At 41.2% G+C, this 15,539-nt stretch carries 11 protein-coding genes and 1 riboswitch; of the genes, 7 read left to right on the top strand and 4 right to left on the bottom strand.

Annotation, left to right across the window (positions count from 1 at the left end; translation table 11 throughout):
* Positions 1 to 171: 171 nt before the first annotated feature.
* The 3 genes from IGJ24_RS12920 (at position 172) to IGJ24_RS12910 (ending at position 8,606) form a co-directional block, all read left to right on the top strand.
* On the top strand, positions 172 to 534 hold the full coding sequence (locus IGJ24_RS12920; RefSeq protein ID WP_077932980.1) for an LPXTG cell wall anchor domain-containing protein: 363 nt from the start codon (positions 172 to 174) through the stop codon (positions 532 to 534).
* A complete protein-coding gene (locus IGJ24_RS12915) occupies positions 521 to 5,335 on the top strand; it encodes a WxL domain-containing protein (RefSeq protein ID WP_370672295.1) in 4,815 nt (1,604 codons plus the stop codon). The genes IGJ24_RS12920 and IGJ24_RS12915 overlap by 14 nt, the downstream gene beginning before the upstream one ends.
* A gap of 211 nt (positions 5,336 to 5,546) precedes the next feature.
* Positions 5,547 to 8,606 carry a WxL domain-containing protein gene (locus IGJ24_RS12910; RefSeq protein ID WP_162784119.1) on the top strand — a complete coding sequence of 1,020 codons (3,060 nt, stop codon included), beginning with the start codon at positions 5,547 to 5,549 and terminating at the stop codon, positions 8,604 to 8,606.
* Positions 8,607 to 8,796: 190 nt separating this feature from the next.
* Here IGJ24_RS12910 and IGJ24_RS12905 read toward each other — a convergent pair whose 3' ends face one another.
* From IGJ24_RS12905 to IGJ24_RS12895, 3 genes are all read right to left on the bottom strand, one after another.
* Entirely contained in the window at positions 8,797 to 8,940 is a 144-nt protein-coding gene (locus IGJ24_RS12905; RefSeq protein WP_002387585.1) for a putative holin-like toxin, read from the bottom strand.
* A 230-nt stretch (positions 8,941 to 9,170) separates the two neighbouring features.
* Positions 9,171 to 9,314: a type I toxin-antitoxin system toxin PepG1 gene (gene pepG1 / locus IGJ24_RS12900; RefSeq protein ID WP_289865717.1), complete on the bottom strand. Its 144-nt coding sequence runs from the start codon at positions 9,312 to 9,314 to the stop codon at positions 9,171 to 9,173.
* Between the two features lie 332 nt (positions 9,315 to 9,646).
* On the bottom strand, positions 9,647 to 11,263 hold the full coding sequence (locus IGJ24_RS12895; protein ID WP_085444189.1) for a phosphatase PAP2/LCP family protein: 1,617 nt from the start codon (positions 11,261 to 11,263) through the stop codon (positions 9,647 to 9,649).
* A gap of 91 nt (positions 11,264 to 11,354) precedes the next feature.
* Positions 11,355 to 11,521: riboswitch (M-box (ykoK) riboswitch) on the bottom strand.
* A gap of 429 nt (positions 11,522 to 11,950) precedes the next feature.
* Between IGJ24_RS12895 and IGJ24_RS12890 the strand changes: the two genes are divergently transcribed.
* Positions 11,951 to 12,589: a lytic polysaccharide monooxygenase gene (locus tag IGJ24_RS12890; RefSeq protein WP_002375448.1), complete on the top strand. Its 639-nt coding sequence runs from the start codon at positions 11,951 to 11,953 to the stop codon at positions 12,587 to 12,589.
* Between the two features lie 263 nt (positions 12,590 to 12,852).
* Here IGJ24_RS12890 and IGJ24_RS12885 read toward each other — a convergent pair whose 3' ends face one another.
* A complete protein-coding gene (locus IGJ24_RS12885) occupies positions 12,853 to 13,845 on the bottom strand; it encodes a biotin--[acetyl-CoA-carboxylase] ligase (RefSeq protein WP_289865718.1) in 993 nt (330 codons plus the stop codon).
* Between the two features lie 138 nt (positions 13,846 to 13,983).
* Between IGJ24_RS12885 and IGJ24_RS12880 the strand changes: the two genes are divergently transcribed.
* The 3 genes from IGJ24_RS12880 to IGJ24_RS12870 all read left to right on the top strand — a co-directional run bounded on the left by IGJ24_RS12880 (position 13,984) and on the right by IGJ24_RS12870 (position 15,195).
* Positions 13,984 to 14,199: a zinc ribbon domain-containing protein gene (locus IGJ24_RS12880; RefSeq protein WP_002354768.1), complete on the top strand. Its 216-nt coding sequence runs from the start codon at positions 13,984 to 13,986 to the stop codon at positions 14,197 to 14,199.
* Positions 14,200 to 14,623: 424 nt separating this feature from the next.
* Entirely contained in the window at positions 14,624 to 14,854 is a 231-nt protein-coding gene (mazE, locus tag IGJ24_RS12875; protein ID WP_289865720.1) for a type II toxin-antitoxin system PemI/MazE family antitoxin, read from the top strand.
* A complete protein-coding gene (locus IGJ24_RS12870) occupies positions 14,854 to 15,195 on the top strand; it encodes a type II toxin-antitoxin system PemK/MazF family toxin (protein ID WP_002396016.1) in 342 nt (113 codons plus the stop codon). The genes mazE and IGJ24_RS12870 overlap by 1 nt, the downstream gene beginning before the upstream one ends.
* The last annotated feature ends 344 nt before the right edge of the window (positions 15,196 to 15,539 follow it).

Below are 15,539 nucleotides of genomic sequence, written 5' to 3'. Positions count from 1 at the left end.
GTTGTAACCCTTGTCAGAATAGGAACCTTCAAAATTTTCGCATGGGGTGCGAAAAAATCGTCAATTTCTGCTGGGGGTTTCTTTGTTATTATAGAGGAGTAACAAAAGGTTGTTTTGTCTTTCTTGTGTAAAAGGGCAAGAAAGGCTAGCGAGTTAAAAGGAGGTTTTTCAATGAAAAAAAAGCGTTATTTAATGATTGTGTGTCTACTATCTTCTCCTAGTTTTTTTATAAATGTTGAAGCGTCTGATGGTGGTTCTAGTTCGGTGGGGATTGAATTTTACCAAAATCCGAGAACACCCGCTCCTAAAGATCCCCCACCGAAAACAGATGCGCCAGCTGCTGATCCCAAGGAACCAGCTGGTCCCCCGCAAGGAGGTCAACGAAGTGGTGGTTCGACACAGACCACCACAACTGGCTCGCAGCTCCCTCGTACAGGGAGCAAGAGTCAGGCAAATTTGAGCATTCTCGGCTTCGCCTTAATTGGCTTGGCGGGAATCGTACATAGAAAGAGGGGACGACATGAAGCGAAATAAATGGCAACGTATTGCAGCTATTGGCTTATGTAGTTCTTTGCTAGTGAATGCCTTTTCTGGCGTGACGGCAGTTGCGGAAACCGTGACGATTGAAAGTAGTCCGACCGCCGAAAGTAGTGCCAAGGAAGAAACACCAGCAAGTAGCGTGAAGGAAGAAACAACGAAAGCCAGTACGGAAAATAGTCAAGTAACGACTGACACGAGTCAGGAAGAAGCAACGAAAGAAGCGGAGAAACAAGCAGAAACAGAAGTAAAAGAAGAGCAGAAAGAAGAACCGCAAGCAGAAGTGGAACAAGCAGAAACACCAGCAACTAGTAGTGAAAATGACCTACAAAAGAGCATTTCACCACGTTGGGTGCCGAATAATCAAGTGATTTATCCGAGAATGACCTTTGCTTTTACGGATGAAACAGGGAAAGCCTTTACTGATGAAAACTTAATGTTGTCAGGAAGATATCTTAAGGTGTTCCGTAATGTTAATAATCAATGGGGCGGAAGCCCAGACCCTGTTAGTTATCCAATTACTTCTTCTAATGTAGGTGGTGGTCAATACCAAGTGGCGGTCAGCCAAGCAGTTCCTTTACCATATAATTTCTTTACAGATTTACCAACTGGTTATAACTTGAAGGGATATGCAATTGATTTGCTAAAAATTGATAATACGCTAAAATACGTTGACAGTATTAATACTTCAGGTACTTCAAATCAGTTATGGTTGACCAAATACAGTGCTCAACAGACACCTGAGACAGTACAGTTTGGTAACGATGGTTCGATTGGAATTGGGGCAAGAAGTTCTATATTTTCTAAAAGTAGTGCAAACATTTTTTTTCTGAGTTCAACACTTCATACGGATAATAGTGGTTTGGTGAATTTGTTGCAAGTAAGTAGTGGAGACACACCGAGTAGGCCAATACTATTTGGGTTTGACGGTACTACGATGTATCGCCAAACAGTGAATTACAAAGTCACACGTAAACAAGTCACCGAAAAGTTCGTAAATACTAGTGGCGTAGCTATTACACCGCCAACAGGGTTTACTCAAAATAAGAAAACACCAATGACCAGCAATGCTTTCACCTTCAAACAAGCAGGCACCTTACCAGACACCTATACAACAGGTGGTAAGACCTACAAGTTCAAAGGCTGGTACAAAGGCAAAACCAAACCAAGTACCTTGACCGCCACGAAAGCGCCAAGTTATGCGGTGACGTATGATGGGAATGATGACTTGAATGTGGTGTATGAGGAATTGATTCCACAAGATACGTGGGTTTATCCAGGTTTCTATGCAGAATTTGTCGATGAAAATGGTCAAGCATTCAATGAGCCATTAACATTTTCTGGTAACTATACTCAATTTTTAAGAAAAGCGGATAACACGATAAATCAAACGGGAACACGTACACCAATTGTTGGGACAAAAGATACTTCAAAAAACAACAAGTATAAAATAGGAACACAATCACGAGTCGCTATGCCTGCAAATTTTGATACACAAGTCAGTGATATTTATAATCTTCGTGGCTATACAATTGATGATATCACCATCACGAATACGTTGAATTATGTCGATAAGATTGAAGCAACAACTACAGAAATTCCTGTAGCAAGGTATCCTATTGGTTATGTGGGAGTCAATCCTGTTTTCAATAATGGGGACCCTACTTTTTTAAATGCCGTAGATAAAGGCTTTAAAAAAGGAACAGATAATAAATTTGCTATGAAAACAACCTTTGGTGCAGGTAGTTCCAATACAACCTATCCTCGATTATTAAGAGTGGCGGTCTCTGATAATCCTCCAGAAAAGCAAATGGTATTAATTGGCTTTGATGGGACTTCTACGTATAAACAAACAATGAACTACAAAGTCACACGGAAACAAGTCACCGAAAAGTTCGTAAATACTAGTGGCGTAGCCATTACACCACCAACAGGGTTTACTCAAAATAAGAAAACACCAATGACCAGCAATGCTTTCACCTTCAAACAAGCAGGCACCTTACCCGACACCTACACAACAGGCGGTAAGACCTACAAGTTCAAAGGCTGGTACAAAGGGAAAACCAAAACCGAGCCCTTGAAAACGACGAAAGCGCCAAGTTATGGGGTAACCTATGATGATAATGACGATTTGAATGTGGTGTATGAGGAAACAAAAGAAAAGACCACCACGATTCCAGCAGTTACGTATAAATTTGGTTTTGTCGATGAAAAAGGTGCTTTAGTCGCACCAACGAATTTTAACATGACAACTAATTTAACAACTGTCATGAATGGTACGCCGAAACAAGTCGGCACAGCTAGTGGTGTGAACAATGGTAACTTGAAACAGTTAACGATTCCGAGCCAACAACTAACGTATACACCAACGGTTAGTTCTGCTTATTCTGGTGGTACAAATTTCCGTGTAACTGTTCCTAAACGGTATAAGTTGCCAACAGTTAAGCCTGGGACATATTATACAGGCTCTAGTACCGCTTATCCAATTGCTACAACAAGAATGAGATACGTAGGTGGTGTCTTACCTGATGATCGTTTAGCAACAGATGGTAGTGAGTATACTTTAGCTACAACGACAACCGCTCATTCTTATCGACTACGACAACTCTTCTGGGAGACAGATACAACTAAAACCGTATTTGACTTAATTTTATCAACAGCAAATGCAGGAAATGCACCTGCTTACTACACTACAGACGACACCATGTATTATTTCTTAGAAAATCGCCGTGTCACCGAGAACTTCGTAGACACAAGCGGTGCTAAAATCACACCGCCAACAGGTTTCACCCAAGGCAAAAAAACGGCAATCACAAGCGATGCCTACACCTTCAAACAAGCAGGTACCTTACCAGACACCTATACAACAGGTGGTAAGACCTACAAGTTCAAAGGTTGGTACAAAGGCAAGTCCATACCCAACACATTGACAACTACCAAAGCGCCAAGTTATCAAGTGACCTACGATGATAATGATGACTTGAATGTGGTGTATGAGGAAGAAACAGTTACGACATTGTATCCATCAGTCGATATGAACTTTGTGAATGAAAAAGGCGGGGCTTTCACACCGGCGTTAACTTTTAGTGGTAAGTATTATGTACAAAGTACGAGTGACAATGTAATTAATAATTTATATGACGTGACCTCAAAAAATAATGGCAATGGGCAATATACGGTAAGTATCAATAATGGCAGTATTCCTTTGTCCCAAGAGTTGTTAAAAAAATACAATAATGGTCTGCCGATTAGCTCTACCAATAGATTACGATTCCATGTTGATAAATTGACAATCGACCAACAATTAAAATATATAGATGGTATTCAAATAGATACCGCTCAAAGTAGCCCGTTGAACTATTATGGTCATAAGTACACTAGCGGCAGTTCCACGATTTTTGATCCTAATGTCGCACCAACAGAGTATAATATGACTACAGAACAGATTAACTCGCTCAATTTTAGCTCAGACGGAACCTATTTTTATAATGCAAATAATCGATTTTTCAACATAAACTTAGGCTATAGTTCTTCAGGAAGTAGCTTACTTTTAATGATGGCACTGTTTAATGAAAGTCCTGCGAATCAAACGAAACTTGTCTACAAAGTCACACGGAAACAAGTTACCGAAAACTTTGTCGATGCCAACGGTGCCAAGATTACTGCACCAACAGGTTTCACCCAAGGCAACCAAGTACCAATGAACAGTAACACCTTCAAGTACACAGCCGCAAAAGCTTTACCAGCGACGTATACTGCAGGTGGCAAGACCTATACGTTCCAAGGGTGGTATAAAGGGAAAACCAAGCCAAGTACCTTGAACAAAACCACAACACCAACGTTTAATGCGACTTTTGATGGCAATGACGATATGACCGCCATGTATAAGGAAGAAATACCAACGGCTAGTGTCACATTAACTCGACCAAAAGAAGTGATCGATACGAATACCAATGTAATCTGGACAACAACGATCACGAATACCAGCAAAGCACCCTTACAGAATCTCACCTTGAAAAAAGGGCCCAATTGGTCAGCTGGTCTGACGATCCCGACCTTCATGGAAGTGACACCAGAAGGAGAAACGACAAAATCAATCCCAGTAAATAGTACACTTTGGACAAATGGGGTTTCTTTACCAAATGCCGTTCCTATCGGCAAAAAAGTTTCAATTGCTTTCACAACTCGCGCAACAGGGAAACCAAACACTGTTTTGAAAGCAGAAGTTGTAGTATTTGGTGGTATTAAAGATAGTGCAGTGGACAACTTCGTGAGAATACGTCCAAATGATCAAGAAGTAGTCACACCAACGACCGAAGGCTTCATCAGTGTACCAACCTTTGATTTCGGTCAAGTGGGCGTTGCAGGAAGTAAGCAACAACACAGCTTGAAAAAAGCTGCGGATTACTACGGTAACGGCACACGCAATCCGTATGTCCGAATTAAGAAAACTCAACCAAATTGGAGCTTAACAGCGCAACTGTCGCAACCAAAATCAGCGACAGACAGCTTGCCTACAGCGACCCGCTTATTATTAGGGGCGGCACCTGTCTCTAGCTTCACCAATTACAATCAACCAACCGAGTTGAAAAATGCGGTCGGTACTACGAGTGCCATTAGCTTAACAGCCAACAACACGGCGACGAGTATTATTGCCAACAAGCAATTCACAGGTAGTAATGTTTACCAGTTGGACTTCACCTTCAATAATGTCAAACTTGAAGTGCCAGCCAATCAAGGTGTTAAAGGGCAACAATACAAGGCCGCAGTTACATGGAACCTAGTTACAGGTCCTTAAAATAGTTAAGTTATCATGAGAAAAGCTCAAAATGTTAGTGGTTATCACTAACATTTTGAGCTTTTTGGTTTAAATATTAAGGAAAAAACAGTTGGAGTTCATCAAAAGAGCGTTTAAATCCTTGATTTTCGCTAAAATAACACTTGTTTTCAAAGGGAACAGAGGCGCTCAGCCTTGAAAGGATAGGAATCACTAAAAAACGGCACTCAATATGTCAAAATTTGAAATTTCAAGCGGTGTGTTCTTTGGTAAAATAAATAAAAAAATGCTAGTTATCAGTATCGATAATAACAGGATACTGATTAAGAAAGGACTTTATAGAGACTATAGATTGAATTTTTACATAGAAAGAAGGAGCAAGATGAAGCGAGTAAATTGGAAAAGATGGCTAGTTGTTGGGTTAAGTTGTTCTTTGTTCATGGATTCAGTGGTTGGTGTGACTGTGTTAGCGGAAACGATTACTGGGGAGACGGAGCAAGGAGTAGCAACATCTCAGTCTAGTGACGAAGCGAGCCAGACGACACAGCCAACCGAAGAGTCACAGGCAACGGTCGCTAGTGAAGCGAAAACAGAGCCGCCACAGGAAACGGCAAGAATTGCTTCTCGAGCGATTGGTTATTCTTCTGTGGAAGGGCGCGAGATTCCCTTTTTCTTTGTGGAGGAAGACGGGACGTTGTTTGATCCCGACCGAATTACGATGGCGGTCAATCTTTCTTCGTTTTCGTTTTATGAAGAGAAATTACAACGAACCCCCCTTGAGCCTACCACTGTGAATGGCGGAAAGTTACTGTCTATTCCAACGTCACCAGCTTTTAAATATGATACCAACAATCGGGATCCAAGTAATATTTATGGCGTTTCTGAAGTATCGTTTACTATTCCTAAGGAGTATCAGAGCCTGGACATTCGACCAAGTACGTTTTATACAGGAGACACTACGCAATATCCAGTGCCAACGGTTTTTGCGAACGTTGGGGGCAAAGTGACGAACTATGTGGGCGCCAATGCGGAGACGGAATTAGAGTTAACCAATGAAAAAATGCCCAATAAGCTGACGTTTGGTCCTAAAAAGACGTTTAAATATACGGTAGCTACGGCACCAGGAGGCGTTACGTATGCACTGACCTATTTTTATGGAGATGTCGGCGGTCCAACTAGTTCGCACCAAAGACGAGGAACATCGGGTCCTGTGTATTATTATTTAACAAAGCGGCGTGTCACGGAAAAATTTGAGAATCCCGCAGGCGGGGCGATTCCTGCGCCAGAAGGTTTTACGCAGGATAAGAAAACCATTGTGACGGGGGAGGATTTTACTTTTACCCAAGAAGGCACTTTGCCTGAACGTTACACAGGCAGTGATGGGAAGACGTATTTATTTAAAGGTTGGTACAAAGGGAATGCAAAACCTAGCACGTTGGAAACCACCAAAACGCCTAGTTATGCGGTGACCTATGATGACAATGACGATTTGCATGTGGTCTATGAAGAAGCAGTGATGAAAACCTATACGTTGCCAGCGAGAGAAGCTTTATTCGGCTATGTTGATGAGCAAGGAAACTTGATTAATCCCGCCAAGTTTAAGCTAAGTGCGACCATGGGTGAAAGTGACGGAGCCACAGGGGAAATGACGACTTTTCCCACAATTGATGGAATCGATATGCCAGCAAGTCAATTAAAGAAATTAGCCATCCCGCAAAAAGTCTACACACGCCCAGACGATGGGACAATCTTAACTTATGGCCCGCAAGAAGTGAGTGTTGAAATTCCTAAGTATTACCAGACGATTTCGATTAAACCAACTACTGCGTATACAGGGGATAAAACCAAGTATCCAGTACCAAATGAAGTGCGCCGTGGCATCGAAAACCCCGACAACATTGTTAGTAGTTTAGTGGGAACCACTGCGTATAACTTGACCAAAAAAAGTGCTACGCGCTATACTGCCCGCCGTTCTTACTGGACGTGGGACCCCACGAAGACACTTTACTCAATGAGTATCTATTCAGGAACTGCTGGGGGCAACTATAATTTATCGACCCCCGATGGCACCATTTATTATTACTTAGAAAATCGGCGGGTCACTGAACATTTTGTAGATGATGGTGGTGCAAAAATCACGCCACCAACTGGCTTTACACAAGGAAATCAGCTAGTGATGGACAGTGAAAACTATGTCTACACTGCCGCAAAAACTTTACCGAAAATCTACCAAGCTGGTGAAAAAACCTATATCTTCCAAGGGTGGTTTAAAGGCAAAAGCAAGCCAGCAACATTAAAGACGACAACGACCCCAAGTTTTACACCAACTTTTAATGATGAGGACGACATGACCGCTGTGTACCAAGAAGCGATTCCCACCGCGGAACTAACGTTAACAGGTGCCGTTGACATAATTGAAAATGGCGCCACAATGGACTACTGGGAAGCACTACTGAAGAACACAGGCGAAGCGCCGTTAACCACCATTAAAATCAAGCCAACGGCAACTTGGGCGGCTGGCATCGGCGCACCCAACACGATATTTGTACAAGGAACGGGTCAAAACACCAAAGCCTTTCCTGTCACCAAAGAACAATGGACGACCGGTGCAGGAGTGTCCATCACGTTGGATCAGCCTTTACCAGCTGGCGGTCAATTAAAAATGAACATATTAGGAGCCACCGTGACCGGTCAACCTGGTCAAGTTTTAACCGCTGATGTTGAGGTAACGGGCAACTTTGGCAGCTTAACCGCCAAAGATACGGTCCGTATTAAAGATTTAGATCAAGAAATTACGAGCCCTGACGGCGACGGCTTTATTAGTACCCCGACATTTGATTTTGGTAAACTAGCAATTTCAGGAAGTAAGCAACAATATGGTTTGAAGAAGGCCGCAGATTACTACGGCAATGGCACTCGCAACCCTTATTTACGCCTGAATACTAGCCAAGCCAATTGGAGTTTAACGGCCCAGCTGTCACAACCGAAATCAGCCACAGACAGCTTGCCAACAACGACCCGCTTGTTGCTAGGAACGGCCGCTGCTGCAAGCTTTACCGATTACAACCAACCAACAGAAACCAGGACACCACTTGGCAAGACCAGCACCGTGACTTTAACCGCCGACAATACCGCAACAGCGGTGGTCGCAAACCAACAGTTCACAGGCAGTGACGTTTACCAACTAGACTTCACGTTAGCTAACATCAAACTAGAAGTGCCAGCCAACCAAGGTATGGCTGGCCAACAATACCAAGCCGCCGTCACGTGGAATTTAGTGACTGGCCCCTAAAATAAAAATGCCCGAGCCTCTTATTTTTCTAAGGCTCGGGCATTTTTATTGATGGTCTTTTGATGGTCGTTGTGCTATAATAGCGTTGAAAAGAGAGATATGCTGTAACATACCTCTCTAGTGTAGAGCCGTTTAAGACGGTGACTTTTTGGATTATTTAAAAATAACCGTACTTGGTCAAAGTTGACGGTTATTTTTTCTTGTCTTCTTTAACAACCTTTAGGATTCCGAAGATTAAAGTCGCGATAAAAGAACCGAAACTAATCATCAGAGCTAAAGCTTCTGCGATAGACAAAAGGCCTCTCCTTTCATAGATTTTAGTACTTACATTCATAAGCACCACCACCTTTCAGATTGGATAGCCACCGCCATAACTTCTCTACACATAGATTATACCATGTAGAACTAAAAAATAATTAGTTTGTAATATGTTTTTTTAGGAAATTGTGCTATAATAGCAATGAAAAGAGAGATATGCTGTAACATACCTCTCTGATGTAGAGCCGTTTAAGACGGTGACCTTTTTAGTTACAAAAAATAACCGTACTCAGTCAAAGTTGACGGTTATTTTTTATTGTCATTTTTAAGCAATTTCACAATCAGTGCAATCAAAGCAATGGTAAACATACCAAAACCTAGGATCGTCTGAATTGTTTCATATGCTGACAAAAGGCCTCTCCTTTCATAGATTTTAGTACTTACATTCATAAGCACCACCACCGAAAGGGAAAGTCTCTGCTCCTATGCTTCTCACTTTGTTGCGATGCTCGTTGCAAAGCGCATGTTCCTGTGCGCTTGCCACCGCCATAACTTCTCTACACATAGATTATACCATGTAAAACAAAAAAATAATTAGTTCCCAATATATTTTTTCAGGTAATTGTGCTATAACGGTAATGAAAAGAGAGCTATGCGCTAACATACCTCTCTGATGTAGAGCCGTTACTAACGGTGACAAAAATTAATATTTTTGAAATGACCGTCTAACTAGGCAAAGTTAAGCAGCGCCCCTTTCATTAAGGGGCGCTGCTTTTTAGTCGTTATTGCGATTGTTCAGTGTCTTTCGTAGAGAGGTTCATTTGTTCTTTGATGGCATTTTCGACACGTTGGCGTTCACTCTCTTCAACAAGTTGATAAGAAATACCTTCAATCCCTGTCACGCCATCGCCAGTGTAATCGTAGCCTTTTAATTGATCGGTTTCAATCGTTTTTAGTGCGGGGGTGTATTTTTTTAGCATCGCCATCATTTGGTCAAAGGACAAGTCGGTTTCACCATGTTCGCCGATTACGTCCAGAATTTCTTGATATTTTAGCAAGCTGTTAAAAGAAAGTAGCTTGTTGGTTAATTCGATTAAAACTTCTCGTTGGCGGCGTTGACGACCATAGTCGCCTTCGGGGTCTTCGTAACGCATGCGCGCGTATTGTAAAGCTTCCCAGCCCCCTAAATGCTGTTTGCCTTTCGGATAATGAATCCCTTCAGCGTCAAAAGCAAAGGCATTGTCAACAGTGACGCCGCCCACCGCATCGCCAAGGTCCTTCATAGCATCCATATCAATTGAAAAGTAATGATTGATTGGGATGTGCAAGACATTTTCAACCGTTTTAATTTGCATATCGGCACCACCGAAAACGTGGGCCGCATTGATTTTATTGTATTCGCCATTGGTGCCAGCCATTTCCACATAGTAGTCGCGCGGGATGCTGGTGATGGTAGTTTTTTGTAATTGATTATTCACTGTAACCACCATTAAGGCGTTGGAGCGGTAATCGGTTTTGCGTTTTGAGTCATTCGCAATTCCCATAATTAAGAAACTAACCGGCTCCCCTTTGGCTAAATCGGGACTCTTCGTGGAAGATTTTCTTGGTTTATACATGGTGTTCGCCGTTTTTTGCAAATTGCGATACATGCTGACGCCGTAAGCCGAAACAGAAAGTGTGCCTAAAAATAAAAGGGTTAAACTGAAGACCACGAATAAACTTTTTCTTTTACGAGAATGGCGGTGCCGGCGTTGTGTCGGTACTTCTGCTTCCTCTGGTTCTGATGCCGGCAAATAACGTTGAACAATTTGAAATGAAAAGTTGATCCAGCTATAACTTAGGAGCATCCCAGCGATGACATCACTAGGATAATGAACGCGTAAGATTAAGCGACCTAACACAATCAAAACTAAATAAGTGAGTAAGAAAATTTTGATGCCTTTGGTTTTTTCGACATGAAGATAGGCCAAAATGATCAAAATCGTACAGACTAGCGCCATTGCTAATAATGAATGTCCGCTGGGAAAGCTAGCAGAGCTTCGATCAGCTAAAGCGCCTAGGTTTGGTCGAGCCCGACCCACCACATGTTTAAAAACGCTCCCTAAGAAGCCGACAGCTAATAGGTTACTGACAGCCCAAAAGGCTAGAATTTTTTCTTTTTTGCGTAAAAGGTAAACCATCAATAATAAGAAGAATAGCAGCATTGGTCCAATTGTGGCTGTTTTTGCTAACAGATTGACCGCTGTTAAAAGTGGGGCATTTAATTGCCATTTGATGTGATAGATAGCTTCGTCCATTTGTTGAAACCAATTTGGACTAGCCGCCACTAACAAAGTGAGGAAAGTAAAACCAAGCGTTGTTAGGGCATAAAGTGGAAATTTTTTATTCGATGTTTGCATGAGAATCCCTTTCTTTTTCCCTTGAAAGAGTAGACTAAGCCAGCATCGATCGTAAATAAGCGCTTGCGACTAAACAGGACACAGCAAGCCAATCGGTTCTCATCGTCTGAGCTTTAGCACTATCCAACGTAAAGATTTCTCTTAGCTATTTTTAGAAGAGCCTTAATTCGACCATTCCTGTTTTACACATTGGTGTCTTTCGACATTTCTGCGCAATAGCCTATGTTTGGATAGGAGCCTCACCTAACAAGGTTATTTTATCTAACGCTAGAAGTATAGAATTTATGCAGCGGTTCTCACAATGAAGTTTAAGAAAATTTATTGTTTTTTAAATAAATTTAAAGGTGTGGGGAAGTGAAGCAGTTAAAAAAAACAGTACTTGAGCATTCTAAAAAAAGAGTGGGCAAGGCTGTTCTCGGTTAATCGCTATAAATAGTAGGTGTTCAATAATGATAAATTAAAAAACAAACATTTTTTATAAGAGTGCTATAAGTTTTTCTCAGTAAAAAAGGCGGACAGTTGCTATTGAATTGCTAGTTCATTTAAAATAAATATGTCGACAATAATTGTGCACAAAGTTGATGGTCGCTATCGAAAAAGTAAAAATGATGTTGTGGAGATTTTACGTTTCAGTTGATTAAGATTACATGTTTTTTGAAGGGTTTTGCTTATAAGGGAGCGATATACATGAAAAAAATGATGTTATTCATAATTGCAGTAGGCGCAACGATGATCAGTGTTTTTGCTTTAGGAGATGCACAGCAGAGTTATGCACACGGCTATGTTGATAGCCCAGTCAGTCGAGTCAAAAATGCGGAAGCAAACGGATTTGGATGGGGGCCTGGTCAAGACAGCTCACAGCCAGAAATTATCACGACACCCCAAGGAATTGAAGCGCCAACTAAATTATTAGACACGGGTCAATTAAATGGAAGGTTGCCTTCAGCTGGATTAGCAAGCTATTCCAAACTAGATGAACAAACAGCCACTCGTTGGGTAAAAAGTAATATAACAACAGGAGAGAATAATTTTAAATGGGTGATGACGGCAAAACATAAGACCAATCGTTTTAGATACTATATGACGAAACCTGGATGGAATCCTAATGCACCATTAACGATGGACGAAATGGAACTGATTGGCATAGTAGGGCAACCAATCGGTCAAGATTTACCTCCTGGTCAAGGATTTATGGTCAATGATACAGAAACACACAGAATAAATATTCCCGCTGATAGGAAAGGATACCATGTTATTTATGCCGTTTGGGATATCAATGACACGATTAATTCATTTTATCAAGCGATAGATGTTAATGTTCAATAATCAGGTATCAAGATAATGCGGCTGAGACAAAAGTGTTTAGCGCCAAGAACCAAGTAGGTCCTGTTCATCATCAAATCACTACGTTCTTCGTGATTCTCAACATTTGGAAGGATTAAGATACGCCGAACACTTGTGTGAGAAAGTCAATTTTGGCTTATTTTCGAAGGGGCTGCTTTTGTTCAGCTGATTATTTTCAGAAGTAGAAAGTGGGACATCAGTCAAAACGACTGATGTCCCGCTTTCTTTTTTCTAAATTTCCCTACTTATCCTCGATGCCATTCACCAATCTGGTCCAAACTAATTTCCCCAGAAGACAACGTTTTGGCCGTGCCATCAGGCAACTGGACAATCAATTCTCCATTTCCATTAATGGTTGTCGCAACGCCGCGGAAGTCTTGCCCGTTTTGGGTAAAAGCGACGTCTTTGCCAATCACAAAGGAGCGTTGTCGGTATTCTTCTAAAAAGTCTTTCGTTGAACGTTCGTCTAAAATTTGATAAAAATGATTCCAAATGTTGGCGACTAATTCATTTCGCGTCGCTGTCGGTTCACCATCTGGGAAAAGAGAAGTCACTTTCTGCCGAATGTCCTCAGGAAATTCGGTTTCTGTAATTGAAAAATTAATCCCCATGCCGATGATGACATTGGAAATCTGCCCTGTTTCCACATTGCTCATGGCTTCCGACAAAATCCCGCAAACTTTTTTGCCATTTAAATAAAGATCATTGACCCATTTAATTTCTGTGTGAACGCCTGCCAGAGCATCCATTGCTCGAGCGACCGCTACGGCCATAATCACAGTATATTGGGCGATTTCTTCAAAATTTTGGTTCGGTTGAAGCACCATGCTCATGTAAATCCCTTTACCTGGCGTAGCGAAAAATGGTCGGCCGAACCTGCCCCGCGGCATTTCTTGCATGTCAGCAACAATCAAAGTATTGTCGGGCGTCTGGTCTAAAATCGCCCGCTTAGAATCGGTCATGGTAGATTCAGATGTTTCTAGGACGGTAATTGTTAAAGGCGGCGTTTGGGGCCATAATGCCAACTGAATGCCTTCTGCAGAAAGGACATCTGATTTTTCAAGGCGATACCCCTTATTTTGCACGCTAGTAATTTGATAGCCATCTTTTTTCAATTCATTAATCGCTTTCCAAATAGCTGTGCGAGATACGGACAGACGTTGTGCCATCTCTTCGCCCGAAAGGAATGCGGGCGTTTGTTTCATCAATAAAGTTAGGACTTGGCTTTTTGTCGACATATTTTTTCCTCCGATTCGTTATGCTTATTGTAGCGGAAAGGAAAAGGCTTGGTCAACTAGTGAAAAAATCCATCTTAGGATGGAGGAAAATGAAGCAGGCGTTTGCTATACTTATTTTATTGAGAAGGAGTGAGGGGAATGGAAAAGCAACAATATGTTTGTGAGAAATGTGGCAACATGCACTATGTGTCGGACCAATTTCAAGCAACAGGTGGGAACTTTGCGAAAATTTTTGATGTTCAAAATAAAAAATTTATTACAATTAGCTGTACCCAATGCGGCTACACCGAACTTTACCGCAGCCAAACAAGCGGCGGCATGAATGTCCTAGACTTTTTATTAGGTGGCGGTTAGTCAAAAACGAATGCATCTTTGCATTCGTTTTTTTGTGTGAAGAGGAAGATAGGGGAAAAGGAGGTCGGGCCAGAAGCGTTTAACTCCGAGAAATAAGAAGGGATTTCCGAAAATTGTTCTTTAATTTTTGGAGAATTTCGGCTTATTTCCGAAGGACCTTCAACTCTTAGAGCTTTAGCTCTTTTGAAGGCTGTACTGTGACGAGACGCATGTCGAGAAAACACCTTAGAAGTTGTTGAGATTGGAGCAACGCGTAGTGTTGCTTCTGTTCCCGCCGTTTATCAGTTTTTGAGCGTGGAGCAAAAATCCAAAGTGATTTTTGTCCCACACGCATTATATAGTAAACTCAGTCACATTAAGTGTGATTTAAAATTCTTTCCATCATTGCAAAGGCATAGTATAATGAAGCGAAGGGAGTGATTTCATGCTAACAACTAAATCAAGAAGACAAGGAAACTCGGTCGTTTTAACTTTACCCACTGATAATGGTAAAAAACCAAAAGTCGGCCAAGAATATATTGTGATGTATTCTGACGACGGTACAATTACATTAGTCCCTAAAATTCAGGATCCATTTAGTGAAGGTCCAGAAGGTGAGTATTATGAAAAAGATGAGTGGCATGATCTTGCACCTGAGGGGAGAGAACTTTTTTAATGAACGTTGAAAAGAAGTACATTCCCAAAAAAGGAGATATTGTATGGATTGATTTTGATCCTGCTGCAGGTAAAGAAATTCAGCAGAGACGCCTTGGTTTAGTCGTGTCAAGATATGAATTTAATCGGAAAACCATGTTTGCTGTGATTTGCCCGATTACTTCCACCATTAAAAATATTCCCACTCGATATACGTTGCCCGATGTCATAGAAACCCATGGACAAGTAGTGATCTCACAACTGAAATCTTTGGACTTCACTGAAAGAAAATTAAGTCAAATTGAGCATTTGCCATTAAAAGATATGGCGAAAATTGACCAAATAATTGAATATATTTTCTAGTTGTTGAAAAAATGCGTAATTATTTATTACGCATTTTTTCATTAAAACCCTTTACAAAAAAACTCCTTTTTATGAAAAAGAAAACCTTAAAGAAACCCTTGACTTTTCTGGACAAAGGTAGTAGAATCTATAGAGCAAAAACTATCTGAAAGTGACGAAGCAGGAGCGAAATATTGTCCGTTCCGGTTTTTTATAGGAAAACAAAAGTAGAAACGCCAGAAAATTTTTCGGAAGCATGTTCTATTTTTGGTTTTTTTTTGCTTAAAAACTGCAAAAAATGCTTTTTGTTACATATATTTAATATATGTAACGTAAATGTAATTTTTCGGATCGGTGTTTTGATA

This window comes from Enterococcus sp. DIV0546 (assembly GCF_051712785.1).
Lineage (GTDB): Bacteria > Bacillota > Bacilli > Lactobacillales > Enterococcaceae > Enterococcus > Enterococcus faecalis.
The sequence above is the reverse complement of the archived record's forward strand: the minus strand, read 5'-3'. Positions and strand labels throughout refer to the sequence as shown.